The organism is Streptacidiphilus sp. MAP5-3 (genome assembly GCF_041262505.1).
Taxonomy (GTDB): Bacteria; Actinomycetota; Actinomycetes; order Streptomycetales; family Streptomycetaceae; genus Streptacidiphilus.
Genome location: NZ_JBGCCL010000029.1, coordinates 39,229 through 64,187, shown reverse-complemented (window position 1 = coordinate 64,187; position 24,959 = coordinate 39,229). Strand labels below are relative to the sequence as shown.

At 72.6% G+C, this 24,959-nt stretch carries 27 protein-coding genes; 13 read left to right on the top strand and 14 right to left on the bottom strand.

Features of this window, described 5'->3' with window-relative positions; genetic code table 11:
- The first annotated feature begins 61 nt into the window (after positions 1-61).
- On the top strand, positions 62-1,135 hold the full coding sequence (locus ABH928_RS30180; RefSeq protein WP_370071814.1) for a rod shape-determining protein: 1,074 nt from the start codon (positions 62-64) through the stop codon (positions 1,133-1,135).
- Between the two features lie 31 nt (positions 1,136-1,166).
- Positions 1,167-2,069: a DUF2690 domain-containing protein gene (locus ABH928_RS30175; protein WP_370071813.1), complete on the top strand. Its 903-nt coding sequence runs from the start codon at positions 1,167-1,169 to the stop codon at positions 2,067-2,069.
- An 82-nt stretch (positions 2,070-2,151) separates the two neighbouring features.
- Here the strand turns inward: ABH928_RS30175 and ABH928_RS30170 are convergent, their stop codons facing one another.
- Positions 2,152-3,162 carry a hypothetical protein gene (locus tag ABH928_RS30170; protein WP_370071812.1) on the bottom strand — a complete coding sequence of 337 codons (1,011 nt, stop codon included), beginning with the start codon at positions 3,160-3,162 and terminating at the stop codon, positions 2,152-2,154.
- A 375-nt stretch (positions 3,163-3,537) separates the two neighbouring features.
- On the opposite strand from ABH928_RS30170, the gene ABH928_RS30165 reads away from it, so the two are divergent.
- From ABH928_RS30165 to ABH928_RS30145, 5 genes are read left to right on the top strand one after another with little or no spacing between them, the layout of a single operon-like run.
- On the top strand, positions 3,538-4,656 hold the full coding sequence (locus ABH928_RS30165; protein ID WP_370071844.1) for a sugar ABC transporter substrate-binding protein: 1,119 nt from the start codon (positions 3,538-3,540) through the stop codon (positions 4,654-4,656).
- Entirely contained in the window at positions 4,653-5,444 is a 792-nt protein-coding gene (locus ABH928_RS30160) for an ATP-binding cassette domain-containing protein (RefSeq protein ID WP_370071811.1), read from the top strand. The genes ABH928_RS30165 and ABH928_RS30160 overlap by 4 nt, the downstream gene beginning before the upstream one ends.
- On the top strand, positions 5,441-6,775 hold the full coding sequence (locus tag ABH928_RS30155) for a sugar ABC transporter permease (RefSeq protein ID WP_370071810.1): 1,335 nt from the start codon (positions 5,441-5,443) through the stop codon (positions 6,773-6,775). The genes ABH928_RS30160 and ABH928_RS30155 overlap by 4 nt, the downstream gene beginning before the upstream one ends.
- 60 nt (positions 6,776-6,835) lie before the next feature.
- Positions 6,836-8,377, top strand: coding sequence for a protein kinase (locus tag ABH928_RS30150; protein ID WP_370071809.1), 1,542 nt, complete (start codon positions 6,836-6,838; stop codon positions 8,375-8,377).
- 9 nt (positions 8,378-8,386) lie between these two features.
- Positions 8,387-8,746, top strand: a complete 360-nt coding sequence (locus ABH928_RS30145) for a VOC family protein (RefSeq protein WP_370071808.1) — start codon at positions 8,387-8,389, stop codon at positions 8,744-8,746.
- A gap of 30 nt (positions 8,747-8,776) precedes the next feature.
- Here ABH928_RS30145 and ABH928_RS30140 read toward each other — a convergent pair whose 3' ends face one another.
- A complete protein-coding gene (locus ABH928_RS30140; protein ID WP_370071807.1) occupies positions 8,777-8,971 on the bottom strand; it encodes a DUF6126 family protein in 195 nt (64 codons plus the stop codon).
- Positions 8,964-9,590 (bottom strand): helix-turn-helix domain-containing protein, encoded by a 627-nt coding sequence (locus tag ABH928_RS30135; protein ID WP_370071806.1) that lies wholly within the window; start codon positions 9,588-9,590, stop codon positions 8,964-8,966. Before ABH928_RS30135 ends, ABH928_RS30140 begins: the two co-directional genes overlap by 8 nt.
- 173 nt (positions 9,591-9,763) lie before the next feature.
- On the opposite strand from ABH928_RS30135, the gene ABH928_RS30130 reads away from it, so the two are divergent.
- From ABH928_RS30130 to ABH928_RS30115, 4 genes are all read left to right on the top strand, one after another.
- Positions 9,764-12,046, top strand: a complete 2,283-nt coding sequence (locus tag ABH928_RS30130) for a SpoIIE family protein phosphatase (protein ID WP_370071805.1) — start codon at positions 9,764-9,766, stop codon at positions 12,044-12,046.
- A gap of 45 nt (positions 12,047-12,091) precedes the next feature.
- Positions 12,092-12,895, top strand: a complete 804-nt coding sequence (locus ABH928_RS30125) for a Mut7-C RNAse domain-containing protein (protein WP_370071804.1) — start codon at positions 12,092-12,094, stop codon at positions 12,893-12,895.
- A gap of 113 nt (positions 12,896-13,008) precedes the next feature.
- Complete coding sequence (locus ABH928_RS30120) at positions 13,009-13,140, top strand: hypothetical protein (RefSeq protein ID WP_370071803.1); 132 nt, start codon at positions 13,009-13,011, stop codon at positions 13,138-13,140.
- A gap of 88 nt (positions 13,141-13,228) precedes the next feature.
- On the top strand, positions 13,229-13,552 hold the full coding sequence (locus tag ABH928_RS30115) for a nuclear transport factor 2 family protein (protein ID WP_370071802.1): 324 nt from the start codon (positions 13,229-13,231) through the stop codon (positions 13,550-13,552).
- A 7-nt stretch (positions 13,553-13,559) separates the two neighbouring features.
- Here the strand turns inward: ABH928_RS30115 and ABH928_RS30110 are convergent, their stop codons facing one another.
- Positions 13,560-14,024, bottom strand: a complete 465-nt coding sequence (locus ABH928_RS30110; protein WP_370071801.1) for a universal stress protein — start codon at positions 14,022-14,024, stop codon at positions 13,560-13,562.
- A 120-nt stretch (positions 14,025-14,144) separates the two neighbouring features.
- Between ABH928_RS30110 and ABH928_RS30105 the strand changes: the two genes are divergently transcribed.
- Positions 14,145-15,341, top strand: a complete 1,197-nt coding sequence (locus tag ABH928_RS30105) for an FAD-dependent oxidoreductase (protein WP_370071800.1) — start codon at positions 14,145-14,147, stop codon at positions 15,339-15,341.
- Here the strand turns inward: ABH928_RS30105 and ABH928_RS30100 are convergent.
- From ABH928_RS30100 to lgt, 7 genes are all read right to left on the bottom strand, one after another.
- On the bottom strand, positions 15,317-16,078 hold the full coding sequence (locus tag ABH928_RS30100) for a class I SAM-dependent methyltransferase (RefSeq protein ID WP_370071799.1): 762 nt from the start codon (positions 16,076-16,078) through the stop codon (positions 15,317-15,319). The genes ABH928_RS30105 and ABH928_RS30100 overlap by 25 nt on opposite strands.
- A gap of 93 nt (positions 16,079-16,171) precedes the next feature.
- Positions 16,172-16,867, bottom strand: coding sequence for a response regulator (locus tag ABH928_RS30095; RefSeq protein WP_370071798.1), 696 nt, complete (start codon positions 16,865-16,867; stop codon positions 16,172-16,174).
- 3 nt (positions 16,868-16,870) lie between these two features.
- The gene (locus tag ABH928_RS30090; RefSeq protein ID WP_370071797.1) at positions 16,871-18,067 is read right to left on the bottom strand and encodes a sensor histidine kinase; all 1,197 of its coding nucleotides are present in this window, start codon (positions 18,065-18,067) and stop codon (positions 16,871-16,873) included.
- A 17-nt stretch (positions 18,068-18,084) separates the two neighbouring features.
- Complete coding sequence (locus ABH928_RS30085) at positions 18,085-18,864, bottom strand: ABC transporter permease (protein ID WP_370071796.1); 780 nt, start codon at positions 18,862-18,864, stop codon at positions 18,085-18,087.
- Positions 18,864-19,772 (bottom strand): ABC transporter ATP-binding protein, encoded by a 909-nt coding sequence (locus ABH928_RS30080; RefSeq protein WP_370071795.1) that lies wholly within the window; start codon positions 19,770-19,772, stop codon positions 18,864-18,866. The genes ABH928_RS30085 and ABH928_RS30080 overlap by 1 nt, the downstream gene beginning before the upstream one ends.
- Before the next feature lie 68 nt (positions 19,773-19,840).
- Positions 19,841-20,866, bottom strand: coding sequence for a DMT family transporter (locus ABH928_RS30075; RefSeq protein ID WP_370071794.1), 1,026 nt, complete (start codon positions 20,864-20,866; stop codon positions 19,841-19,843).
- A 158-nt stretch (positions 20,867-21,024) separates the two neighbouring features.
- Positions 21,025-21,990: a prolipoprotein diacylglyceryl transferase gene (lgt, locus tag ABH928_RS30070; protein WP_370071793.1), complete on the bottom strand. Its 966-nt coding sequence runs from the start codon at positions 21,988-21,990 to the stop codon at positions 21,025-21,027.
- Between the two features lie 242 nt (positions 21,991-22,232).
- Here lgt and ABH928_RS30065 point away from each other — a divergent pair, with 242 nt between their 5' ends.
- A complete protein-coding gene (locus tag ABH928_RS30065; RefSeq protein WP_370071792.1) occupies positions 22,233-22,424 on the top strand; it encodes a DUF5302 domain-containing protein in 192 nt (63 codons plus the stop codon).
- 64 nt (positions 22,425-22,488) lie between these two features.
- On the opposite strand, the gene paaE is transcribed toward ABH928_RS30065, so the two are convergent.
- The 3 genes from paaE to paaC all read right to left on the bottom strand — a co-directional run bounded on the left by paaE (position 22,489) and on the right by paaC (position 24,949).
- A complete protein-coding gene (gene paaE / locus ABH928_RS30060; RefSeq protein WP_370071843.1) occupies positions 22,489-23,586 on the bottom strand; it encodes a 1,2-phenylacetyl-CoA epoxidase subunit PaaE in 1,098 nt (365 codons plus the stop codon).
- Positions 23,550-23,996 (bottom strand): 1,2-phenylacetyl-CoA epoxidase subunit PaaD, encoded by a 447-nt coding sequence (gene paaD, locus ABH928_RS30055; RefSeq protein ID WP_370071842.1) that lies wholly within the window; start codon positions 23,994-23,996, stop codon positions 23,550-23,552. Before paaD ends, paaE begins: the two co-directional genes overlap by 37 nt.
- A gap of 116 nt (positions 23,997-24,112) precedes the next feature.
- On the bottom strand, positions 24,113-24,949 hold the full coding sequence (gene paaC, locus ABH928_RS30050) for a 1,2-phenylacetyl-CoA epoxidase subunit PaaC (protein ID WP_370071791.1): 837 nt from the start codon (positions 24,947-24,949) through the stop codon (positions 24,113-24,115).
- Between the last annotated feature and the right edge of the window lie 10 nt (positions 24,950-24,959).

Sequence of the window (24,959 nt, the reverse complement as noted above, 5' to 3'; positions counted from 1 at the left end):
TGCATGGAAGAGAGCACAGAATCTGACTGCCTATCAGCAGACCTTCACTCAGGGAGCGGGGATGCACGTGAACCGACTGGTGACCGACCGACTCGTCACCGACCGTCTGATCGCGCTCGACCTCGGCACGTCCCGGGTGCGGGCCTGGCGGTCGCGCGGTGGGGTCGTCTTCGACGAGCCGTCCGTGGTCGCGTTCGACCTGGACCGGGGGATCGCCTTCGCCTTCGGCGAGCCCGCCCAGAGGATGACCGGCCGGACCCCTCCGGGCATGACCACGGTCAGCCCGCTCAGCGCCGGCACCATCACCGACTTCGAGGGTGCCCGGGTCCTCGCCCGGCTGGCCCTGGACCAGGCCCGCGCCAGCCGGTTCTCGCTGCGTCCGACCGTCGCCACCGCGGTCACCGTCGAAAGCCGCGGCATCCACGTCAAGGCGCTGGAGCAGGCGCTGCTCCAGGCGGGTGCGGCCAAGGCACTCACCTTCCCCGCGCCGCTGGCGGCCGCGGTCGGCGCGGGCCTGCCGATCGACCAGGAGACCGGCACCATGGTCGTCGACCTCGGCGCGGGCACCAGCGACCTGGCCGTCTTCGCCTTCGGACAGCTCGTCAGCGCCACCTCGCTCACCGTCGGCGGGAACACCTTCGACCGCGCTCTCGCCGCGTGGGCCCGGCGCCACCACCGCGTGGACCTCGGCCCGACCGCCGCCGAGCAGCTGCGGATCGCCGCCGGGTCCTGGGACGGCGACCCCTCCGCCCGCGTGCTGGAGGCCAAAGGCCGTCGCACCGAGTTCGGCACGCCCCTGCTGGCGACGTTCTCCGCGGAGGATGTGCACCGGGCCATCTCCCCCGCGGTCGACGTCCTCGTCGACGGCATGGGCGCACTGCTGGCCCGCTGCCCGACCGAGCTGAGCGCGGACATCACCCAGCACGGCATCGTGCTCACCGGCGGCTGCGCCCGCGACGCCTGGCTCAGCACCCTCCTGCGGGACCGGCTCGACCTCGACGTCAGGGTCGCGGACTCGCCGGAGAGCTGCACCGTCCGGGGTCTGGGCCGGCTGGCAGGCGCCGTGGGCACCACCCGCCAGGGCGGTGACGGTACGACAGCACTCCGGGCCATCGCCGCCGCTGTGGGAGACTGACTGCCCCCAAGCAGTGGAGAGAACGAGAACCGTGGGCGCGAACTGGCGGCCGATACCCGAGGACCTGCGCGGAAGCGCCCGCCGCCTGACCGAGGAACTCCGCGCGATCAAGGACCGCAGCGGCCTGTCCCTCACCCAGATCGGGACACGCACCCACTACAGCAAGGCCTCCTGGGAGCGCTGGTTCAACGGCAAACGGGTGATCACCGAGCAGGCCCTGGAGAGCCTGGCCGCCAACGTCGACGAGCGCGCACGCCTGCTTCGTCCCCTGCTCGCCCTGGCGGCCCAGGAGCCCGGCTCCGAGGCCGCTGCTTCCCAGGCCGCTGCTTCCCCGGAGGAACGCCTTCAGGATGCTGCTTCCGAGCCGGCCAGCGAGACTCCCCCACCTGCCGATGTCCGGGCCCGGTGGTCGGGGTTCCGGCGATGGCTCGCCGGTACCAGCGCGGCCCGCACGGTCGTGATCGCCCTCGTCTCGGCGCTGCTGGGCGCCGTCGGCGGTGCCTGGCTGACGTCCGCGACCTCGCCCTCGAACGCCGCCGCGAGCTCCGACCGCACGCCCGTCGTCATCCCCGTCAGCGCGTCCGCGCCGCCGACGTGCCTGGGCGTGGGCTGCGCGGGCAGGGACCCGCAGTCGACCGGATGCGTCGCCGACGCACGTGATCTGATCACCCAGAACGTCGGCGCCATGGTCATCTACCTGCACTACAGCGCCCGCTGCAAGGCCGCCTGGGGCGCCCTCACCGACGGTGCGCGCGGTGACACCGCGACCATCACGACGTCCGCCGGTGACCACCAGACCGCGTTGGTCCACTGGGGCTACGACAACTACTCCATGATGGTCGACGCCGGCACCCCTGGCACCACCCTCCAGGTCTGCGGCGCCCAACCCGCCGGCCACGGCTGCACTCCCGCCGTGCCGGTGCCCGTGCCCTGAAGGCCCGTGCCCGGAAAGCCCGTGCCGGAGGGCCGGTGTTGAGACGCCGCCTGGTGACGGCGCCTCACCCTTCTTCCCTGCCTCAGCCCTTGGTGACGCAGGCGTTGGCCGCGTTCGACCAGAGTCCTTGCAGGTCGAAGGTGCCCGTGCTCAGCGGCACGTAGGCGTCGAGGTTCTCGCACTCGTCGCCTATCTCCCCGTTGTGCCCGTTCCAGCCGACGCTCGGCCAGAAGTCGGTCACCGTCTCCGCGTACTCGTGCGTCTCGGTCGACTCGATCCCGGAGAGCATCCGCCCGTCCGTGAAGGTCGTGCACGCGCCCGCGCCGAGGTCCGGGACGTACGGGAGGTTGGTGTAGGCGAGGGTGCCGTAGCTCGACGAGGTCTTGTCGTGCCAGGCGCAGAAGCCCGAGTTCGGGAAGCCGTCCGGGTGGGTTCCGGTGGCCGAGACCACCACGTACTGCGCGTTCAGGTTGGGCGCCTGCGTGGTGTTGCCGAAGTGCGCGGCGGCGCTGCCGGCCTCGGCCGCGATCTGCGCGGTGGTGGCGTTGGCCGGAGCGGCACTCGCGTTGTCGAACCAGACACCGGCCAGCGGGCTGGACGTCGGGTGGGTCACGTGCGTGCCGCTGGTGCCGCATTTGGTGGTCCCGCTGGCGACGCCCTCGCAGTACTGGGTGAGGATGGTGCCCCACGTGTCCGCGGAGCCGTACAGGCCCTGGAACATCGCCCGCAGGTCGGGCGCGACCCCGGCCGGGTCGCTCGCCCACTGAGAGCCCCAGAAGACCAGGTACACCTTGGGCGTCGGCGAGACCACACCCTGTTTGCCGCTGGACCGCACGCTCAGCGTGTTGCGGTTGCCCGCCTGCTGGAGCGCCGGGGCACTGTGACGGTTGATCTGCTTCTCGCCGAGGTGGACGTCATGGACCGTGGCACCGACCGGAGCGACGGCGGCCGGAGCGGCGGCGGCGGGAGCGGCGGCCTGCGCGGCCGTGCTCAGTCCGGCGGTGGCAAGGCCCACCGCGGTGAGGGCGGCCAGGGAGAGCGCCGCAGACGAACGGGAGGAGCGCAGAGTCGTTCCGAGCGTACGTATGCGCACAGTGATCCCCTCAGGGGTCGCACAGACTGTCGACCACGGCGTGGCCACAGCGGAACCTAGTGGCCGAGCGCATGTAATGTCCATGGCGCGAACGCTCTCCGGCCGTAAATCCTCCGGCGTCTGACGTCCCGTCGCGAAAATCCGTCACTCCCCGGCCCGGCGCGGCACTCGGCGGATGCGCCCCACCGTTCGGGCGAACATCACGGCCCCGTCCGTGTGTCCCCCGCGTCCAGAGCGATCGTGGGACTTCAATCCTTTGAGGCTGAACCCTCGTCACGGACGAAGCTTCTGAACAGCCATGCCGTGACGTTCAAGCCGCAGCTCACTCCCCGTAGTTCCCGCCCGCAGTCCGGTCGAGGAAGGCCCACCACCGTGATGAAGCACCCTCTGCAGCGCGCCGCCACCGCCACCACCGTCGTCTCCCTGGTTCTCGCGGCGGCTGCCTGCGGCTCATCGGGGAGCGCCAGCTCGTCCTCGTCCGCCTCCGCGAGCTCGGGCGGCTCGGCGGTCGCGGCCAGCGGGAGCATCGGCCTGCTGCTGCCCGAGAACACGACGACCCGTTACGAGCAGTTCGACAAGCCCTACTTCGAGGCCAAGGTCAAGGCGCTCGCCCCGAACGTCACCGTCAACTACGCCAACGCGGGCGGCAGCGCGCAGGTCCAGGCGCAGCAGGTGCAGACGATGATCAACGAGGGCGTCAAGGTCCTCGTCGTCGACCCGCAAGACTCCACCCAGATCAAGGCGTCGGTCGACGCCGCCCACGCCAAGGGCATCAAGGTCGTCTCCTACGACCGGCTCTCCGAGGGCCCGGTGGACGCCTACGTCTCCTTCGACAACGTCCACGTCGGCCAGCTGCAGGGCACCGGCCTCATCAACGCGCTCGGCTCCAAGGCCAGCCCGTCCGCCAAGATCGTCGAGATCGACGGCGCGCAGTCCGACCCGAACGCCGCCCAGTTCAAGAGCGGCTTCCAGGGCGCGGTCAAGGGCAAGCTGGACATCGCCTACGACGCCTCGGGCCAGTGGCTGCCGGACGTCGCCGCACAGAAGGCCACCGCCGCGATCAACCAGCTCGGCGCCCACAACATCGCCGGCTTCTACTCCGCCAACGACGAGATGGCCGCCGGTATCGCGACCTCCATGAAGAACGCCGGCATCAGCAACCTCCCGCTGACCGGCCAGGACGCGCAGCTCGACGCGATCCAGCGGATCGTGGCCGGCACCCAGTCCTTCACCATCTACAAGGCCTACAAGCCCGAGGCCGAGTCCGCCGCCACGCTGGCCGTCGACCTGCTCACCGGACAGAGCGTCAGCTCCACCGCCACCACCACCCAGACCAACGGCTCCGGCAACTCGGTCCCGTCCGACCTGCTGACCCCGGTCCTGGTGAACAAGTCCAACATCAAGTCCACCGTGGTCCAGGACGGCCTGTGGACCGTCGCGCAGATCTGCACCCCCACCTACGCCGCCGCCTGCAAGTCGGCGGGCCTCGAGTGAGGGACGACCAACCGGTCCTGGCCCTGCGCGGCGCCTCCAAGCGTTTCGGCGCCGTGCAGGCCCTGACCGACGTCGAACTGGAAGTCCACCCGGGCGAGGTCGTCGCCCTCGTCGGCGACAACGGCGCGGGCAAGTCGACCGTGGTCAAGATGATCGCCGGGGTGCACCAGATCGACGAGGGCGACATCGAGTGGGAGGGTCGGCCCGTCACGATCCACCGCCCGCAGGACGCCCAACACCTCGGCATCGCCACCGTCTACCAGGACCTGGCGCTGGCCGACAACCTCGACGTGGTCGCCAACCTCTTCCTCGGCCGCGAGCTCATCAAGCGCGGCACCCTCGACGAGGTGGCCATGGAGAAGCGCGCCCAGGAGCTGCTGGACACCCTGTCGATCCGCATCCCCAGCGTCCGCATCCCGGTCGCCAGCCTCTCCGGCGGCCAGCGTCAGGTCGTCGCCATCGCCCGCTCGCTGATCGGCGACCCGAAGGTGGTCATCCTCGACGAGCCGACCGCGGCACTCGGCGTGGAGCAGACGGCGCAGGTGCTCGACCTGGTCGAGCGCCTGCGGGACCGCGGCCACGGCGTGCTGCTGATCAGCCACAACATGGTCGACGTCCGGGCGGTGGCGGACACGGTCGTGGTGCTGCGGCTCGGCCGCAACAACGGCACCTTCCCGGTGCGGGAGACCACGCAGGAGACCATCATCGCCGCCATCACCGGAGCCACCGACAACGCGGTCACCCGTCGGCAGGCCCGCGGCTCGGGACCGACCCCGGAGGGCATGTGAGCACGGATTTCCCACCGCCTTCCGATCCTGGGAAGCCCTTCGACCCGACGCACCCGTCCGCCGCGGCCGAGCGCGCCGACCCGACGCCGCCTCCGGCCGTCGCGCAGCCCATCGACCCGCGGCTGCTGGTCCGTCAGGAAGGCCTGCGCGGCTACTTCGACGAGTTCCGCCGCAAGGTACGCGGGGGCGAACTCGGCTCGATCCCGGTCGTGGTCGGGCTGATCGTCATCTGGCTGATCTTCACCCTCAAGGACAGCAGGTACTTCAGCGCCTCCAACGCCGAGTACATCTCGTACTACATGGTCGGGCTCGGCCTGCTCTCGGTCGGCCTGGTCTTCGTCCTGCTGCTCGGCGAGATCGACCTCTCGGTGGGCTCGGTCAGCGGCCTGGCCGCCGCGCTGTTCGCCGTGCTGTCGGTCAACCACGGTGTCAACTCGTGGGTCGCGGTGCTGCTGACTCTGTTGGCAGGCATGGCGATCGGCGGGCTCCAGGGGTGGATCTTCGCCCGGATCGGCGTGCCCGCGTTCGTGGTCACCCTGGCCGGCTTCCTGGCCTGGCAGGGCGTCATGCTCTGGCTGCTCGGCTCGACGGGCACCATCAACCTGCCGGACACCGGCCTCAACCACCTGCTCTCCGGCAACTCGTTCTTCCTCAACGGCGACACCGCCGGGGCGTACCTGCTGGCCGGGCTCGCCGTGCTGGCGATGGCGCTCTCCCTCTTCGGACAGCAGCGCAGGCGCAGGGCGGCGGGCGTCCCCTACCGTCCGACCAGCGAGCTGCTGCTCCGCACCGGCATGCTGGCGGTCGCGGTGTTCCTGGTCGCGTGGGTGCTCAACCGCGCCAGCGGCGTGCCGAACGCGATGGTCATCTTCCTTGCCCTGTTGGTGATCTGCGACTTCGTGCTGCGCCGGACCCGGTACGGCCGCAAGATCTTCGCGGTCGGCGGCAACATCGAGGCCAGCCGTCGCGCCGGTATCAGCGTGCCGATGGTCCGGATCACGGTCTACGCCATCTCCGGCACCTTCGCGGCGCTCGGCGGCCTGGCCATCGCCGCCACCACGTCCGCAGCCGGGCAGGCGGGAGCCGACCCGAACAACCTGATGATGGCCATCGCCGCGGCCGTCATCGGCGGCACCAGCCTCTTCGGCGGACGCGGACGCGTCTGGTCCGCGCTGCTCGGCATCCTGGTCATCGAGTCGATCAACTCCGGCCTCTACATGCTGGGGCTGACCCTCGACATCCAGTACATGATCACCGGCGGCGTGCTGCTGGCCGCGGTCATCGTCGACTCGCTCTCCCGCCGCACCCAGAAGTCCTCCGGCCGGGCCTGAGCGCCTGCCTGCCGGGGGCAGCCACATGATTTCCACAAGAAGCACGGTCACCATCGCGCCGTGGACATCCTGGAGACCCCCGGCCCTGCCGACAACCCCGCGCCCGCGCTCGGCGACCGCTACCTGCTGTCCGGGGTTCTCGGCAGCGGCGGCATGGCCGAGGTGCACCGTGCCCGCGACCTGCGACTGGACCGAACCGTCGCGGTGAAGATCCTGCGCCCGCAGCTGGCGGCGGACCCGGTCTACCGGGTCCGCTTCGGCCGCGAGGCCCGTGCTGCCGCGTCGCTCAACCACCCCGGCATCGTCGCCGTCTTCGACTCCGGCGAGGGCGCGGGACGCAGCATGGACCTGCCCTACCTGGTCATGGAGTACCTGCCCGGCCGCACTCTCGCCCAGGTCCTCCAGGCCGACGGCCCGCTGTCCCCGAGCCTGGCGCTCCGGGTGACCGCCGACCTCCTCGACGCGCTGGCCCACGCCCATGCACGCGGCATGGTCCACCGCGACGTCAAGCCTGCGAACGTGATGGTCCTGGACGACGGCACCGTCAAGCTCATGGACTTCGGCATCGCCCGCAGCGTGACTCGAGCGGAGGGTCCGTCAGAGACGCTCACCTCCACCGGCATGGTCGTCGGCACCGCCGACTACCTCTCCCCCGAGCAGGCGCGGGGCGAACCGGTGGACGCGCGCAGCGACCTCTACGCCGTCGGCTGCATGCTGTACGAGCTGCTCACCGGACGCCCGCCGATGGCGTCCGACAATCCGCTCGACACCATCTGGCGCCGCCTCAGGGAGGACGCGCCGCGGCCCTCCACCGTGGCGCCCGGTCTCTCGGCGGACGTCGACGCCCTGGTCTGCCGCGCCCTCGCCCGCGACCCCGCCGACCGCTTCCCGGACGCGGCATCCATGCGCGGAGCGGTCGAGGCCGTGCTGGCGACGGAGGCCGCGCCGGTGGCGGACACGTCCACACAGACCGTGCAGCTCCTGCAGTGCGCGGAATCGTTGGAGTCTGTGGAGTCCGTGCCCTCCGCGCCGCCCGCCCGGTCGGCGACCATGCGACTGACCGTGCCGTCGGGCACGACGGCGTCTCTGCCCACGGCTGCGTCTCTGCCTACCGCGGCGCTCCGGCGCGAGCAGACGGTCATCGAGCCCATGCCGCCGAACACGGAGGCCGAGTTGCCCGAGAGTCCACGCCGGAATCGGCGTCGGCTCGGGGCGTGGGCGGGGCTTGCGGCGGCGCTGGTCGCGGGAGTGGTCGGGGGCTGGTTCGCGCTCGGCGGGGGCGGTGCCGCTGCCGCAGGCAGCGGTGTAACCGGCGGTACCGGCGGTACCGGTGCCAGCGCGTCCACCGGGGCGTCACCAGTCACCCCGCTGACCGTCCCGGACCTTGCCCACGACAGCCTCTCCCATGCCCGCCGCACCCTGGCCGCCCTCGGCCTGCACGTCGGCCACATCCGCACCGGCACGTGCCAGGGCAGCACCGCCGCGCCTCGGACCGTCTGCACGCAGTCCCCCGCCGCCGGGTCCACGCTGCAACACGGCGGGACGGTGAGCCTGACCGTCTCCCGCGCGCCCGCGCTTGCCGGGGGTACCGGGTCGGCTTAGCGTCGAGTCATGATCAACGGCACCCATGTGGTGATCTACACCAGCGACGCCGAGGCCGACCGGGCCTTCTTCCGCGACGTCCTGGGCCTGCCCGGCGTCGACGCCGGACACGGTTGGCTGATCTTCCAGGCCCCGCCCAGCGAGATCGCCTTCCATCCGGCTCAGGCGGTCCACTCGCACGAGCTGATGCTGATGTGCGACGACCTGCCAGCCACCGTCGCCGAACTGACCGCCAAGGGCGTCGAGTTCACCCGCCCCGTACAGGAACTGAACTGGGGCCTGCTCACCGCCTTCCGCCTCCCCGGCGGCGGCGACCTCGCCCTCTACGAGCCCCGCCACCCTCGCGCAGCAACGGCGGGCGAGGCGTAGCAACGCGTGACTTCCGGCGCCGACGGACGGTCAGGAGCGGTGCTGGCCCGCGTAGAAGAGCAGCGTGGCCAGGCCCGCGAAGACATGCAGGCCGATGACGTAGATGAAGACCCGGACATTGACCCGGTGCTCCGTGTGGGTGCTGCCGTCCTCGACGGACAGCGGGACCGAGGTGGAGCGGACGGACGTGGGGCCGGGGACGGGGTGGGAAGTGTGGTCAGCCAAGGCACAACTCCGAAGTAGGGCTCTGCAGCAGCGTGTGCAGGAAGAGCAGGTCGACTCCGGCCGCCGAGTCGGCGGACAGACGGTGTGGGCGCATCGAGTCGAAGTGGGCGGAGTCACCGGGGTCGAGCAGGTGTTCCTCGCGGTCCAGGTGCAGCACCAGGCGTCCGCTGAGCACGAAGACCCACTCCTCTCCCGGATGAACCCGGACGACCGCCTCCTGCGTGCCCTGCGGGACGTGCACGCGCAGGGCCTGCATGGCGCGGCCGGGCGCTCCGGCGGGGCGGTAGGTCCATCCACCGGCCTTCGAGGGCTCGGCGGTTGCGCCGCGCACGACGGTCGCGGGGACCGTCGGCTTCTCCCCGAGCAGGACGTCCAGCGGGACGGCGTAAGCTCGGGAGAGGCCCAGCAGTACGGGGAGCGACGGCTGACGCTTGGCGGTCTCCAGCCGCGACAGGTGCGCGGGTGAGAGGCCGATCCGGGCGGCGGCCGCCTCCAGCGTGAGGCCGCTGCTCAGTCGGCGCTCGCGCAGCCGCGCGCCGAGGCCGGGAAGTTCCTCGTCGAGCTTGCGCTCACGGGGCGTTCCTGGCTCTTCCGGTTTCTGCGTGGCTCCTGCGTCCATGCACTCAGTGGACACCTCCTTCACCTCCTGGGCAAGTTTCTTGCCTCTGAGGCAAACTCGCATGGCGGCCACGAGCCAGGACGTTTCCCGCCGCGCCCGCCGCGCCTGCCGGGGCTACCGGGTCGTAAGGTGATCGGATAGACGCACAGATCCGCAGCCGAAGGGGCCAGTCGATGGTCAGCGATTCCGTCGGGGGATCGGTCGCGCTTCAGGCCTCGGCGGTGCTCGACGCCGTCGGGATCGGTGTCTGGCGTTGGAGCACGACCGACGGTGTCCTCGAAGCAGACGCCCGCACCCGGGAACTGCTCGGGCTCGCCGACGACGGTGGGGAGTTGGGGGCGGCGTCCGTCCGCTCGCAGCTGCACGGCGAGGACATGGCCCAGCTGAGTGCGACCTCGCGGCTGGTGCTCACGGAGCAGCGGCCCAACGACGCGCGGGTCCGTGTGGTGACGCCGGACGGGCACCTGCTGCGCACGGTGATGGTGCAGATATCCCCCGGACCGCCGGGAAGCCGCTTCTCGCTGCAGGGGACAGCGATCGACGCCCAGCCGCGTCCCCCGCTGCCCGAGCCGCCGGAGCCCCTCCGCACGGACGAGGCCGGACGCGCCCAGATCCAGGCGCTCAACGCGCTCCCCCGGACGGACGACGCACCGTCGCGGGCATCGACGCAGCCCCCGGCAGCGTCCGCGGCGCAAGCCCTCGTCCAGCCCTCCCACCCCGAACGTTCCGCCCGCTCCGCCACCGGCGTCCGCGCGCGGCTGCCGGAGACCGACCTGCGGCGCTCGCGGGAGGCGTTCCTGCTCGACGCGGGCCGCGCGCTCGCCGAGGCGAGCACGACCAGCGAGGTGCTCCGGGTCGCCGCAACACTCGCGATGCCGGGCTTCTCCCCGGACGGGCAGGCGGTGTTCGGCGTGCGCGGCACGCTGCTGACCGTGGTGGGACAACACGGACACACCTCCGAACAGGCCTCGCCGTTCCAGATGCCGCTGGACACCGAGTACCCGGCGGCGCAGGTGGTGCGGACCGGGCGGCCGATCTACCTCTCCTCGCCGGAGGAGTACCAGCGCCGGTTCCCGGCGACCTGGCCACTGGCGCAGGGGTTCCACCGCAGGTCGTGGGCGTTCCTGCCGCTGGTGACGGCGGGTCGGACGACCGGCGCGTGGCTGGCGGCGTTCGCCACGCCCGTCGCGTTCACGCCGGACGAGCGGGCCGTGCTGTCGACGGTGGCGCGGATGCTGTCGCAGGCGCTGGAACGGGCGCACACCAACGAGGCGGAGCGCGCGCTCTCCCGTGGGCTGCGGCGCTCGATGGGCGACTCGGCGCGCCAGCTCGACGGACTGACGGTCGCCGCGCGTTACGTGCCCACCGGCGGCGGGCTGCTGGTCGGCGGCGACTGGTACGACGTGATCGACCTGCCGGGCGGGCGGGTCGCGCTGGTCGTGGGTGACGTGCAGGGGCACGACGTGCACGCCGCCGGGGTGATGTCGCGGCTGCGCACGGCGGTGCACGCGTACGCGGTCGAGGGGCACCGGCCGGACGCGGTGCTGTCGCGCGCGTCGCGGTTCCTGGCCAGCCTGGACGAAGACCGGTTCGCCACCTGCATCTACATCGAGGCCGATCCGGCGACCGGCAAGCTGGCCATCGCCCGCGCGGGGCACCCGCACCCGGTGCTGCGCATGCCCGACGGCAGCGCGATGATCCGGCACGTCGACGGCGGGCTGCCGCTCGGGCTGATGCCGGACGACGAGAGCTATCCGGTCACCGAGCTGGAGCTGCAGGTCGGCGAGGTGTTCATGGCCTGCACCGACGGCCTCATCGAGACCGGCGGACACGACTGGTACACCGGGTGGATCCGGGTCAGGGACGTGGTGGAGCCGGGTCCGGTGGAGGACCTGGAGGCGATCGCCGACGCGCTGATACAGGCGGTCCACGGGCCCGCCTCGCACCGCGGCGCGGGCCGGCTCGCCGACCGGCGCGAGGACGACATCGCGCTGCTGCTGCTCCGCCGCGACGAACGCGTCGGCGCGCCGAAGCCGACCGGCCGCCGGCTGATGCTGACCGTCGCCCAGGGCCAGCCCGAGCGGCTCGCGGGCGCGCGCCGGGAGCTGCGCGGCATCCTCCGCGACTGGCACGAGCCGGACGGCGTGGACGCGGCCGTGCTGCTGGTCTCGGAGCTGCTCGCCAACGTGCTGCTGCACACCGATCAGGAAGCGGCGCTGACAGCCGAGTTGACCGGACCCGCGGGTGAGCGGCTGTTGCGCGTCGAGGTGTCGGACGGCAGCGACGAACTGCCGCACCGGCGCTCCCCGGGCGAGATGGCCTCCTCGGGACGCGGCCTGGTGCTGCTGGACCTGCTGGCGGAAGGCTGGGGTGTGCGCCCGCGCGGCGAGGGCAAGTTCATCTGGTTTGAGATGCAGGAGAAGGCCGACAAGCAGGCGGACGACCAGCGCAGCTGACAAAAGCGCTGGCCGCGCCCGTCGTCGCGGTGCGATGCTGGCCGCGTGGACGGACCGGAGATCGTCATCACTTTCGCGCCCGAGCTGCACCTCTTCGTCTCCGCCCCGCGGCGCGCGGCCGACGGGGCGCAGGTGCGCACCGACGGCTCGTCCACGCTCGGGCATGTGGTCGAGTCGCTCGGCGTGCCGCTGACCGAGGTGGGGCGGCTGCTGCTGGACGGGCGGGAGACCACGACCGCGTACGTGCCCGTCGCCGGGGACCGGATCCAGGTCGACGCCGTGATGCGCCCGCAGACGCTGCCGGGACCGGCGCGCTTCCTGCTCGACGTGCATCTGGGGACGCTGGCGCGCCGGTTGCGGCTGCTGGGCGTGGACGCGGCGTACGAACGGCTCGACATCGGGGACGCCGCGCTGGCCGCGCAGTCCGCGCGGGAGCAGCGGGTGATGCTGTCCCGGGACCGGGGGTTGCTGCACCGGCGCGAGCTGTGGGCAGGCGCGTACGTGTACAGCCACCGGCCGGAGGAGCAACTGACCGACGTGCTGGAGCGGTTCCGGCCGCCGCTAGCGCCGTGGACCCGCTGCACGGCCTGCAACGGCGAGCTCCGCCCGGCGACGCTGGAGGAGGTCCGGCCACAGCTGCGGGAGGGGACCGAGCGCAGCTACGACACCTTCGCCCGGTGCACCGCGTGCGGGCGCGCGTACTGGCGCGGCGCGCACCAGGACGGGCTGAACGACATCGTCGCGGAGGCACTCCGCCAGGTCGGCGACGTGCAGGTCGCCTCCCAGGTCGGCGACGCAGGCGTGTCCGGGGCCGACGACGACGCCGTGCGAGGATCGTCCCAGCGCTGACAGCGCCGGCAGCGCAGCCGGAACCGCACACGGGAGCAGACCTCCGGCACGTCGGCGACGCGCACTTCGGCGCGGGGACGGGGCGCGGCGACGACATCTGGGAGCACGGCGGGTTGGCCGTGCACTTCTTCTCCGAGCAGTTGCTGGACGAGCTGGCCCAGGGGTGGGACTCGGTCGAGGTTGACGCGTTCGAGGAGGGCGAGCTGCCGCGCCGCCTGTGGCGGGTCACCCAGCGCACCGCCTGAACGGCGGGTCTCTGCGCGCGCCTGCTCGGGCGCGGGTGTTCGCTGGAACCACCCGCGTACCGAACCGCGAACCAGCAGAGAGGCCGACATGACCATCGCCACCGACAAGCTCTCCGACCCCGTCGTCCGCCGACTCGTGGCCGCCGTCAACGGGCACGACCGCGACGCCTTCGTCGAGCTGCTGACCGCCGACGCGACGATGGCGGACGACGGTTCGGACCGCGACCTGCACGACTGGATCGACCGGGAGATCTTCTCCTCCGGCGGGCGGATGGACGTGCAGAAGGAGTCGGACGGCGGGCGCAGGCTGGTGGCCCGCTTCCGCAACGACACCTGGGGCGAGATGAACACCGTCTGGCGGTTCGAGGTCGTCGACGGCAAGGTCAAGCGCTTCGAGACCGGACAGGCCTGACAGTCCGTCAGCGCGCGCCGTCCCGCTCCCGGACGATGAGCACCGAGCAGCGCGCGTACTGGGCCAGGTGCTGACTGACCGAGCCCAGCATGATGCCCTTGAAGCCGCCGAAGCCACGGCTGCCGACGACGAGCAGCGCGGCGCCCTCGGCCGCGTCGAGCAGCACCTGGGTCGGCGAGCCCTGCATCACCCGTTGCCGGATGATCGGATGCGGGCCGGGGCCGGCCACCTCTTCGACGCCCTCGGCCAGACGGTGCACCGCCTGCTCCTCGAAGGTGAGCCCCGCCTGGCCGGGAGGCGGCTCGGGCACCGAGAAGATGCTCGGCCACTCCCAGGCGAGCACGGCGTGGACGAGGCTGCCGGTCAGCTCCGCCTGCCGGATCGCCACGCGCAGCGCCTCGCCGGAGTGGGCCGAGCCGTCGACCCCGACGACGATGTAGTCCGGCACCGGCTCGACGCTGGTCTGGCTCATTCCGTTTCCTCCCGCTTTCGGATTGTTCAGTCCGTTTGCCACGCTCTCATGCTGGAGAGTGTCCGCAGGTCAGCGACGCCGACTGCCACGCGGGAAGCCTCGCGCCCCGCCAGATGTTTCATGGGCGTGAGTGTTGAACTTGAAACGGTCGAAGCGGTTGTGATCGGCGCGGGACAGGCGGGCCTGTCGACCGCCTACCACCTGCGTCGGCGCGGGCTCGTCCCGTACCGGGACTTCGTGGTGCTGGACGCGGACGCCGGGCCGGGCGGCGCGTGGCAGCACCGGCCGCCGACGCTCACCATGGCGATGGTGCACGGCTTCCACCAGCTGCCGTACGCGCCGCTGCCCGACTTCACGCCGGAGCAGGCCGCGCGCGACGTGCTGCCGGGCTACTTCGCGGCGTACGAGCGGGACAACGAGGTTCCGGTGCTGCGCCCGGTCCGGGTCTCGTCAGTCGGCGAGGCGGACGACGGCTCGGGACGCCTGCTGATCGCCACCGAGAGCGCCACCGAGGGCGGCACCGAGGGCGGCACGCGCGGCTGGCTCACTCGGACGCTCGTCAACGCGACCGGGACGTGGACGCGGCCGTTCGTACCGCGCTACCCGGGCGCCGAGCGGTTCCGGGGCCGGATGCTGCACAGCTCCGCCTACGGGGGGCCGGAGGAGTTCGCAGGCAAGCGGGTCGTCGTGGTGGGCGGCGGCGCGTCGGCGATCCAGATCCTGGCGGAGACCGCGGCCGTGGCCGAGACGCTCTGGGTGACCCGCAGGCCGCCGGTCTTCCGCGAGGAGCGGTTCGCGCCCGAGCTGGGGCGGGCGGCCGTGTCCATGGTGGAGCAGCGGGTGCGCGCCGGACTGCCGCCGACCAGCGTGGTCTCGGTGACGGGCCTGCCGCCCTCCCCCGCGCTGCTGCGGGCACGCGAGCTGGGCGCGCTGAACCGGCTCCCCATGTTCGACCGGATCACCGAGCACGGCGTGGTCTGGGCGGACGCCGGGTCGGACAGGCCCTCCGGGTCGGACGGGCACGAGGAGCCGGTGGACGCGATCGTCTGGGCCACGGGCTTTCGCGCCGCCGTCGGGCATCTGACGCCGTTGGGGCTGCGCGAGCCGGGCGGCGGCATCCGGATGGCGGGGACGCAGGCCGCCGCCGATCCCCGGGTGCACCTCGTCGGCTACGGGCCGTCCGCGTCGACGATCGGCGCCAACCGGGCGGGCCGCGAGGCGGCGGTCGCGATCGACCGCTACCTCCACGAACACCCCCGGGAGAGCTCCCTCGCCGGTCAGGTCCTCGCCGATCAGGTCCTCGCGCGGGCCCGGTAGCACTCCGTCACGTACGGGAGCTGCACCTGTGTCCGGCCCGCCAGGGCGGGGTGACGGCACGTCAGGTCACGCACCTCGGCGAGCAGCGCCTCGCGGTCGGGGTCGGGCAGGGTGATCACGTAGCTGCGCGAGGCGACCAGGTCGACGAGCTGGTCGCCGGTCAGGGTGTGGGTCCAGGGGACGTCGAACCGCTCGACCGGCTCGAACAGGTCGGGGTGATCGGCCAGGCCCTCCACGCCGACACCGCCGGTGACGGGCGTGCCCTCCGGGTGGAGCAGGCGGCCGAGGGCGGCGACCCAGTCCGCACGCTCGTCCCTGACGTTCCAGACCAGACCGAGCGTTCCGCCCGGCCGCAGCACCCGCGCCACCTCGGGGACGGCGAGGACAGTGTCCACCCAGTGCCACGACTGTGCGGCGAGCACGACATCGGCGGCGTCGTCCGGGAGCGGCATCCACTCCCCCGCACCCGCCAGCACCGTGGCCTCGGGCACGGCCGACGCCAGTTGCTCGCGCATACCCTCGGACGGCTCGACGGCGGTGACGGCGAGACCGCGGGCGCACAGCGACCGGGTCAGCTTGCCGGTCCCGGCTCCGAGGTCGACGACGTCACGCGGAGCGGCTCCCGTCCTGGCCTGCAGCAGCCAGTCCAGGGCAGCGGCAGGGTAGTCGGGACGGCCGCGCTCGTAGGCGGCGGCAGCCGCGCCGAATGAGTTGGCCTGGGCGGTGCGGTCGTGCATACGGCTCCTCGGGTCCTGAAGGGTTCCGGGGACACAGGTCCCCGGAACCCTAGTGCCGCGCCCGCCACGGACACCTCCCCATTTCCGTGGCGCTCAGACCAGGCCCGTCTCGTAGGCGAAGACGACGAGCTGGGCCCGGTCGCGGGCGGCGAGCTTGGTCATCGCGTGGGAGACATGGGTCTTGGCGGTGGCCGGGGAGATGACCAGTTCGGCGGCGATCTCCTCGTTGCTCAGTCCACGGCCGACCAGGGCGACGACCTCGCGCTCACGGTCCGTCAGCACGGCCGAACCCTGGGCCAGTTCGGGTGGCAGCGCGCCGCCGCCCCGTCGGGTGAACGCGCCGATCAGACGACGGGTGACGCTGGGCGCAAGCAGCGCCTCGCCCGCCGCGACCACCCGGACCGCGCGGCGCAGCTCGTCGCCGTCGAGGTCCTTGAGCAGGAAGCCGCTGGCCCCGGCGCGCAGCGCGCGGTGGATGTACTCGTCGAGCTCGAAGGTGGTCACCACGACCACCTTCGTGTCGGCCAGCCCGGGGTCGGCGACGATCCGCGCGGTGGCGGCGATGCCGTCCAGGCGCGGCATCCGCACGTCCATCAGCACCACGTCCGGGCGCAGCCGGGCCGTCTGTGCCACGGCGTCGAGGCCGTCGGCTGCCTCACCGACCACCTCGATGTCCTCGGCGCGGGCGAGCAGCGCGTGGAAGCCCGCCCGGACCAGGGCCTGGTCGTCCGCGATCAGCACCCGGACCGGACCCGGGACAGGACCCCGGTCAGAACCCTCTGCCTGCATGGATTACCCCGTCTCCCACGGTAGTTCGGCGCGGACCAGAAACCCGGACCGGTCCGGGCGCGGTCCCGTCTCGACCCGGCCGCCGAGCGCCTCGGCGCGCTCGCGCATGCCCAGCAGGCCGAAGCCGGAGGCCGGTGTTGCCTCGACGAACCCCTCGCCGTCGTCAGCAACCTCGACGAGCAGCCGACCGTCCTGGCGGCGCAGGACGACCGTGGCGTGGACGACAGAGGCGCGGCTGGCGTGGGCGTGGCGGAGGGTGTTGGTCAGCGCCTCCTGGACGATCCGATAAGCCGTCAGCTGCACCAGCGGCGGCAGGTCCGCGGCAGAGCTCGCGCCGCCGGTGTCCAATGCGACCTCCAGTCCGCTCTCGCGCAACTGCCGGGCCAGGTCCGGCAGGTCGGCGAGACCCGGCTGCGGGCGGGCGTCGGGGAGCGCGCCGGACTCGCCGGTCTCACCGGACTCTCCGCGCAACATGTCCAGCGCGGCGCGCAGCTCCGGCATCGCCTGCCGGGCCGCACCGCGGACCTGGAGCATCGCCTCGCGAGCGGCCGGGGACTCGTCCGCGTCCAGGGCGTCGAGGGCGACGCTGCTCTGGACGGCGACCACGGAGATGGTGTGGGCGAGGACATCGTGCAGCTCACGGGCGATGCGCAGGCGCTCCTCGGCGAGGCGGCGACCGGTCCGTTCCTCTGCGGCGGCGGCCTCCTGACGCACCATCGCCTCGTGCTCCAACTGCCGTCGCCGGGCGAAGTGGCCGACGACGGCACTTGCCGCATAGGCGACCGCGGGCATGGAGACGTCCAGGCCGTACCAGGGCACCCGGTTCGGCGGCAGCGTCGGGATCAGCCAGACCAGCAGCGCCGCGAGCAGGCCGAGGGCGAGCCCGTTGCGGGCGGCGTACATCGGCAGCCCGGCGCAGACCAGGAAGACCAACACGGCGGGGGCCAGGCCCGGATAGCCCGCGAAGTGGTACGCGGCGATGCAGGCCAGGCAGAGGGCGGACGCCAGGACCGGGCGGGTGCGGCGCAGCAGCAGCGGCAGCGCCGCCGCCACGGTCAGCAAGTAGGCGCCGGGCGGCCACGGTTGCGGGTGCGGGCCGTAGTGCTGCTCGGCCCAGACACCGAAGCAGGCGAAGACGGTCACCGAGCCGACGACTGCCAGGTCGAGGGCCGGGACGGCTCGGTTCCGGGGCTGCACCACGGTGGCAGCGTAGGCGTTCATCCGGCCGCGACGGGCGAGGCCTCGTCAGCCCGGGCGCGGCGACCGGCCTTCCCTGGCCGGTAGGCGAGGACGGCCAGCCCGGCGAAGCCGACCGACCAGGCAGCGAGGACGGCGACGTCGGCGACGGTCGGGGCGTGGCCGCCGACGATCTGCCATCCCACGTCGGCGAGGCGGTTGGTGGGCAGCGCGTGGGCGACGCTGCGCAGTCCGGCGGAGAGCTGCGCGGGCGGGACCCAGAGGCCGCCGAGCGCGGAACCGGCCATGTAGAGGGCGTAGCTGAGCGGGAACGCCGCCTCCGGTCCGACCGCGAAACCGAGCGCCACGCCCATCAGCGCGAACGGCAGGCTGCCCAGCCACATCGCCGGGATCAGCACGCACCACTGCCACGCGTCCAGCCGCACGCCCTTGACAGCGACGGCGGTGACGCAGACCAGCACCAGCGCGGGCAGCGCCACGGCCAGTCCGGCGGCGATCTTCGCGGTGAGCAACTGGCGTCCGGTGACCGGCATGGCGCGCAACTGCTCCAACCAGCCGCTGCTGCGCTCGTGCGCGATCCGCGGGCCGGTCGACGACAGGGCGCCCCAGATCGCGCCGTAAGCGGCCATGGCCACCATGATCTCGACGGTGCCCGGTAGTTCGCCGGGCTGGGTGGGCTTGCCGCCGAAGAGAGAGGCGAAGAGCAGGTAGAAGCCGATCGGCGCGACGACGGCCAGCGCGAGGTAGCGCGGGTCGCGGAGCATCCGCAGGCATTCGAGCCGGAACAGGTGCAGCGTCATCAGACTCGTGCCTCCTCGAACGGGGCTGGGCTTGTCGGTCCGGTGAGTGCCAGGAACGAGTCGTCCAGGCTGGGCGGGGCGACGCGCAGGTCGCTCCACGCGGCGTCGCTGCGGGCCAGCAGCCGCACCACGGTGTCCGGGTCGGCGGTGCGGACCGTGGCCCAGCCGTGCTCGACGGTCAACCGGCCGGGCAGCTCAGGCAGTTGAGACATACTCGGGGCCGGGAGCCGGAACCGGACGACCGACTTTCCGCCCGCCTCCCGGATCTGCGCGGGCGTGCCGTCGGCGACGATCCGGCCGCGGGCCACGACCACCACGCGGTCGGCGTTCTCCTCGACCTCGTCCAGGTAGTGGGTGGCGAAGAGGATGGTCCGGCCCGACGCGGCGCAGTTGCGCATCGCGGCCCAGAACTCGCGGCGGCCCTGGACGTCGAGGGCGCGGGTGGGCTCGTCCAGCAGCATGGTGTCCGCACCGGCGACAGCCACCAGCGCGAACTTGAGCCGCTGCGCCTGGCCGCCGGACATCCGGTCGACCCGACGGTGCGCCAGCTCGCGCAGTCCGGCCAGCTCCAGCGCCTCCTCGACGCGCAGCGGCGCGGGGTACATCCGGCGGCACAGGCCGACCACCTCGGCGGCGGTGACGCCCGGCATCAGGCCGCAGTCCTGGAGCATGGCGGCAATCCGGCCCTGGACCACGGCGGTGCGGGGCGCGAGTCCGGCGACGGTCACCCGTCCGGCGTCGGGCGTGTGCAGGCCCATCAGCAGGCCGACGGTGGTGCTCTTGCCTGCCCCGTTCGCGCCGAGCAGCGCGACGGTCGCGCCGCGCGGAATCTCCAGGGTGAGGGCGTCGACGGCGGTCCGCTCGCCGAAGCGCTTGGTCGCCCGGTCCAGGGCGATGGCTGTCTCCATGCCCCCGATCCTGCTCGCCGTGGCCACGCCGCCGCCTCGGCCGGCGGATGCGTTCCCGGACGCGTCAGCTACTCCCGGGGATGTACGTCGCCACCGCCCGCAGGCGCGCGATCGGGCTCCGGGTCGGGCGCGCGATCGGGCTCCGGATCGGCGTCGGGGTCGGGGTCGGGTTTCGGCCCCGGATCGGCCACGGGATCGGTCAACGGCCCGGTCGGCTTCGCGCCGGGGCGTTCCCCCTCCGGCATCATCTGCAGACGGGAGAGCCCGATCGCCCCGAGTGCCACCAGGCCGACGCCGAAGATGGCGGGGATCAGCCACCAGCCGGTGTTGACCGACTCGTCGTAGAGCGTGACGCCGAGCGAGAGGCTGATCAGCGCGTCACCGAGGGTCAGCGCGGGCTGCGAGGCGACCAGCGGGCCGGCCTGCATCGCGTTCTCCAGGACGAAGAGAGAGCAGACGCCGACGGCCGCGAAGCCGTAGGTCTGCCAGGCGCTGAAGAACGCCGCGACGCCCTGGTGGTCCAGGGTGTCGGTGGCGGACTTCATCAGCGCGGCGGTGAGCGCGTAGCCGATCGCGGCGGCCAGGCCCAGGCAGACCGCCCGGACACCACCGAAGGAGTGACGCAGCGCGATCACGCAGAGCATGATCATCATGCCGCCGCAGGACGCGAGCGCGAAGACCCAGAGCCCGACGCCCGCCTGTGGGCTGCCGCCGCTGGGCGCGGCCGCGGCCAGCGCGGTGCCGAGGCCGACGACCATGCAGGCCACCCAGATCCAGCCGAGCGTGGGCATCCTCCGGTGGAAGACCAGGCTGGCGATCAGCAGCGCGGCGGGCAGTTCGAGGACGAAGATCGGCTGGACCACGGCGAGCGGTCCGGTCGCCAGGGCCACGCCCTGGAAGATCGCGGCGAAGATCACGCCGAGGATGCCGAAGAGCCACACGGGAGTGCGCAGCAGGTCCCACATCAGCCCGAGCCGGAAGCCCTTGGAGGCGGGCACGACAAGCGCGGCGCGACGTTGCAGCACGGTACCCAGGGCGTTGCTCACGGCGGCACACACCGCGAACACCACCGACAGCACCGTGCTCGTACTCACGTTCCAAGCCCCCTCGCGGAACCCCGGAACCACCCAGCGCAGTCCGCAGTCCCGATCGCTGTGTCGGTCCTGTGCGCATGCTACCCACGCAGGCGGCCCGACGGCCCGGTGGACAGGGCGGGAAGATCAGCAGGATTCAGACCCGGACTCGGACGGGCTCAGGCCGGCTGCTTGGGGTCGCCCGCGTCGCCGGACACGCGCGTCGCTCCGGCGGGTTCGGGCGTCGTCAGGGCGTCCTCGGGCGCACCGGCTTCGTCCACTGCTTCGTCCAGCGGCTCGACCGGACCGACCGGCTCGACCGGCAGGCGGGAGGCGCCGATCGGGTTCTCCGGCACGGAACGGTTGCGGGTCGCGACCAGGAAGCCGACGGCCGCCAGGAAGAGCAGCAGCGAGGTCCAGTCGTTGACGCGCAGGCCGAGGATCCGGTTGGCGTGGTCGCTGCGGAGCGCCTCGATCCAGCCGCGACCCGCCGTGTAGCAGGCGACGTAGAGCGCGAAGAGGCGGCCTCCCTGGAGGCTCCAGCGCCGGTCCGCGTAGAGCAGCACGAAGACGATGGCCAGGTCCCAGAGCGACTCGTAGAGGAAGGTCGGCTGGAAGACACCGTGGACCACGCTGCCGTCGGGGTTGACCTTGTTGATCTCCAGGCCCCAGGGCAGCTTGGTCGGGTCACCGTAGAGCTCCTGGTTGAACCAGTTGCCCCAGCGTCCGATCGCCTGCGCCAGGATCAGGCCGGGCGCGAGCGCGTCAGCGAAGCCGGAGAGGGGAATGCCCTTGCGGCGGCAGCCGATCCAGGCCCCGACCGCGCCGAGCGCGACCGCGCCCCAGATGCCGAGCCCGCCGTCCCAGATGTAGAGGGCGCGGATCGGCTGCTCGCCCGCCTTGAAGTAGAGCTCGGGGTCGGTGATCACGTGGTAGAGCCGACCGCCGAGGATGCCGAACGGTACGGCCCACAGCGCGACGTCGAAGATGTCCTCGGGGTTGCCGCCGAGCTTGATCCAGCGCTTGCGGGTCAGCCAGATCGCGGCCGCGATCCCGGCCAGGATGCACAGCGCGTACGCGCGGATCGGCACGGGGCCGAGGTGCCAGACGCCCTGCGACGGGCTGGGGATGTACGCGAGATCCATCAGGGCCGTTTCCCTCGGAGAACCGGGCGGGCCCGGAAACCTGCAGCGAGGGGCCCGCGTGCTGCGGGCTCACCCTACATCCGAGGCCCGTCCCGATCCGTGATACGCGCGGGTTGCGGGCGCGGTCGCGTGGACCGGGTGAACCGCTCATAAACCGGTCACATCCGGTGGTCGCCGCGTGAAAGACTGAGCGTGCACAGACACCACAGCACTTTCACCGCACGCGCACCTGGAGGCATCCCATGGCGGACGACGAACATTCCGGCCCAGCCGACTCCGAGGACGACGTCAAGCGGAAGTTCCGCGAGGCCCTGGCCCGCCGTCGCGACCCCCAGGCGGAGCAGGGCTCCGGACGCGGTCAGGACCCGTCGAAGATCCACGGCACCCACGGCAAGTCGGGCGGCCAGCGTTCGTTCCGCCGCAAGAGCGGCTGAGAGGGAACACCGACCGTCCCGGCTACGGCTACGGCTACGGCTACGGCTACGGCTACGGCTACGGCTACGAGTCGTAGTCCAGCACGACCCGCTCGCTGACCGGCTCGGCCTGGCAGGTCAACACATAACCCGCCGTCAGCTCGGCGTCCTCCAGAGCGAAGTTGCGGCGCATCCGCACCTCACCGGAGACGACGAGCGCGCGGCAGGTGCCGCAGACGCCGCCCTTGCAGGCGAACGGCAGGTCCGGCCGGGCCCGCTGGGCGGCGTCGAGCACGGTCTCGCCCACAGGCATCCGCAGGGTGGAGACCCGGCCGTCGAGCGTCAGCTCCAGCTCGGCCGAGGGGCCGTCAGGTCCACGGTCCTCGTGGCTGACTGCGGGCGGCGGCTCCTCGTCCTCGGCGTAGAAGAGCTCGCGGTGGATTCGTTCGGCGGCAACACCACGGCCGGACAGGACCGCGCGGGCGTCCTCGGTCATGCCGAGTGGGCCGCAGAGCCACCAGTGGTCGACGTCGGGGACGTCCACCAGCGCGCGGAGCACCGCGTCCAGATGCTCGGCGTCCAGGCGGCAGCTGAGCAGCTCGCTCTCCCGTGGCTCCCGTGACAGCACATGGACCAGATGGAACCGCTCCGGGTAGCGGTCCTTGAGGTCAGCCAGCTCGTCCGCGAACATCACCGAGTCGCTGCGGCGGTTGCCGTAGAGCAGGGTGACCCGGGCCTTGGGGTCGGCCAGCGCCGAGGCCGCGATGGCCAGCAGCGGCGTGATGCCGGAGCCCGCGCCGATCAGCGCGTGGTGCGCGGGCACGGTGAGGTCCGGCACGAAGCTGCCGAGCGGCGGCAGCGCCTCGACCACGTCGCCCGGCCGCAGGTCGCGCACCAGCCAGGAGGAGAAGAGGCCGCCGGGCACCTCGCGGACGCCGATCCGCAGCGGACCGCCCTCCGGCGCGCACAGCGAGTACGAGCGGCGCTCGTCGTGCCCGTCGACGACCCGACGCAGCGTCAGCGACTGCCCGGCGCGGAAGGCGAACCGCTCGGCCAGGTCGTCCGGGACGTCGAAGGTGACGGCCGCGGCGTCCTCGCAGAGCGGCTCGACGGCGGCGACCCGCAGCGGGTGGAAACTGGTGCGCACTAGATCTCCTTGACCTGCTCGAAGGGCTCGCGGCAGGCGCGGCAGCGGCGCAGCGCCTTGCAGGCGGTGGCGCCGAAACGACTGGTCTCCTCGGTGTCCGGCGACCCGCACTGCGGGCAGCGGACGGCGGAGTCAGGACGGACGGTGAGCGTCACCGGGATCGGGCCGGTGCTCCGGCGCGGCGCGCGGCCGGGCGGGGCGATGCCCGCCTCGGCGAGCTTGCGTCGGCCCTCGGCGGTGATGTCGTCGGTGCTCCACGGCGGGCTGAGTTCCGTGCGCACGTGGACGGTTGCGAAGCCGACCGAGCGCAGTGCCGCGTCCAGGTCGGCCCGCATCTCGGCGAGCGCCGGGCAGCCGCTGTAGGTGGGGGTGAGCACGGCGGTCACCGAACCGTCGTCCTCAAGCCGGACGTCACGCAGCACGCCGAGGTCGGCGAGAGTGAGCATGGGCAGCTCGGGGTCGCGCACCGCCTCGGCGGCGGCGCGGGCGGCGTCGGGGGTTGCCCGCGCCGGGGGCGACAGAGGTGTCGGGGGCGTCGCGGGCGTCAGAGGTGTCACTGTGTTCACCAGATCGCCTCCGGGTCGGACCGCGCCACGCCCTGGAGTTCGGCGAGGAGTTCGGTGAGGTGCTCGGTGTGCTCACCGGAACGGCCGGACACCGCCGGGACCGTGGCGTCCTCACCCGGCACGTCGAGCCGCGCGGCTGCGAGGACCTCCGCCAGCACCGCCTCGACCTCGTTGCGCGTCTCCGGCGCGGCGGCATGGAGCTCGGCGCGGTAGGGCCAGAGTTCGGCCAGCGCGGCGCCGGTACGGCGCGCGGACTCGTCGGTGCCGTCGCCGAGCCGGACCACCCACTGGGCGGCGTGGTCGCGGTGGTACGTCAGCTCGCTGACACCCTTGTGGGCGACGGCGGCGAGCACCGGGTCCGCGTGGCCGATGAGCTGCTGCAGCTGGGCCAGCCGCCAGCTGGAGAGCAGCAGCAGCTTGACCACGCAGTGCGCGAAGTCGCCGTTCGGGACCTCGGCCAGCAGCACGTTGCGGAACTCGCCAGGGTCGCGCAGGTAGGCGAGCGCGTCCTCGTCGCGGCCCTTCCCCTCGGCCTGTCCGGCGCGGGCGTAGAGCAGCCGGGCCTGGCCGAGCAGGTCCAGGCCGATGTTGGCGAGCGCGACCTCCTCCTCCAACTCCGGTGCCAGGGTGACCCACTCCGCCAGTCGCTGCGCGGCCACCAGCGCGTCGTCGGCGAGGGCCAGGCAGAGCGCGGCCAGCTCGTCGGCGTCCACGCCGGCGGGCAGCGTGGTGTCGACGCCGTGCAGCGGGTCCTCGAACCCGGTGCCGAAGGCCCAGCGGGTGTCGTCCCCGTGCTCCTCGGCGAGCGAGAGGTAGACGTGGTCGTCGGTCACGCGAGGGCTC

What these genes read in the sequence shown, in the direction of transcription:
- ABH928_RS30180 (WP_370071814.1), top strand. Translation starts at nt 62, where the DNA reads ATGCACGTGAACCGACTGGTGACCGACCGACTCGTCACCGACCGTCTG.
- ABH928_RS30165 (WP_370071844.1), top strand. Translation starts at nt 3,538, where the DNA reads ATGAAGCACCCTCTGCAGCGCGCCGCCACCGCCACCACCGTCGTCTCC.
- ABH928_RS30145 (WP_370071808.1), top strand. Translation starts at nt 8,387, where the DNA reads ATGATCAACGGCACCCATGTGGTGATCTACACCAGCGACGCCGAGGCC.
- ABH928_RS30135 (WP_370071806.1), bottom strand. Translation starts at nt 9,590, where the DNA reads ATGGACGCAGGAGCCACGCAGAAACCGGAAGAGCCAGGAACGCCCCGT.
- ABH928_RS30130 (WP_370071805.1), top strand. Translation starts at nt 9,764, where the DNA reads ATGGTCAGCGATTCCGTCGGGGGATCGGTCGCGCTTCAGGCCTCGGCG.
- ABH928_RS30115 (WP_370071802.1), top strand. Translation starts at nt 13,229, where the DNA reads ATGACCATCGCCACCGACAAGCTCTCCGACCCCGTCGTCCGCCGACTC.
- ABH928_RS30110 (WP_370071801.1), bottom strand. Translation starts at nt 14,024, where the DNA reads ATGAGCCAGACCAGCGTCGAGCCGGTGCCGGACTACATCGTCGTCGGG.
- ABH928_RS30105 (WP_370071800.1), top strand. Translation starts at nt 14,145, where the DNA reads ATGGGCGTGAGTGTTGAACTTGAAACGGTCGAAGCGGTTGTGATCGGC.
- ABH928_RS30100 (WP_370071799.1), bottom strand. Translation starts at nt 16,078, where the DNA reads ATGCACGACCGCACCGCCCAGGCCAACTCATTCGGCGCGGCTGCCGCC.
- ABH928_RS30095 (WP_370071798.1), bottom strand. Translation starts at nt 16,867, where the DNA reads ATGCAGGCAGAGGGTTCTGACCGGGGTCCTGTCCCGGGTCCGGTCCGG.
- ABH928_RS30085 (WP_370071796.1), bottom strand. Translation starts at nt 18,864, where the DNA reads ATGACGCTGCACCTGTTCCGGCTCGAATGCCTGCGGATGCTCCGCGAC.
- ABH928_RS30080 (WP_370071795.1), bottom strand. Translation starts at nt 19,772, where the DNA reads ATGGAGACAGCCATCGCCCTGGACCGGGCGACCAAGCGCTTCGGCGAG.
- lgt (WP_370071793.1), bottom strand. Translation starts at nt 21,990, where the DNA reads ATGGATCTCGCGTACATCCCCAGCCCGTCGCAGGGCGTCTGGCACCTC.
- ABH928_RS30065 (WP_370071792.1), top strand. Translation starts at nt 22,233, where the DNA reads ATGGCGGACGACGAACATTCCGGCCCAGCCGACTCCGAGGACGACGTC.
- paaD (WP_370071842.1), bottom strand. Translation starts at nt 23,996, where the DNA reads ATGCTCACTCTCGCCGACCTCGGCGTGCTGCGTGACGTCCGGCTTGAG.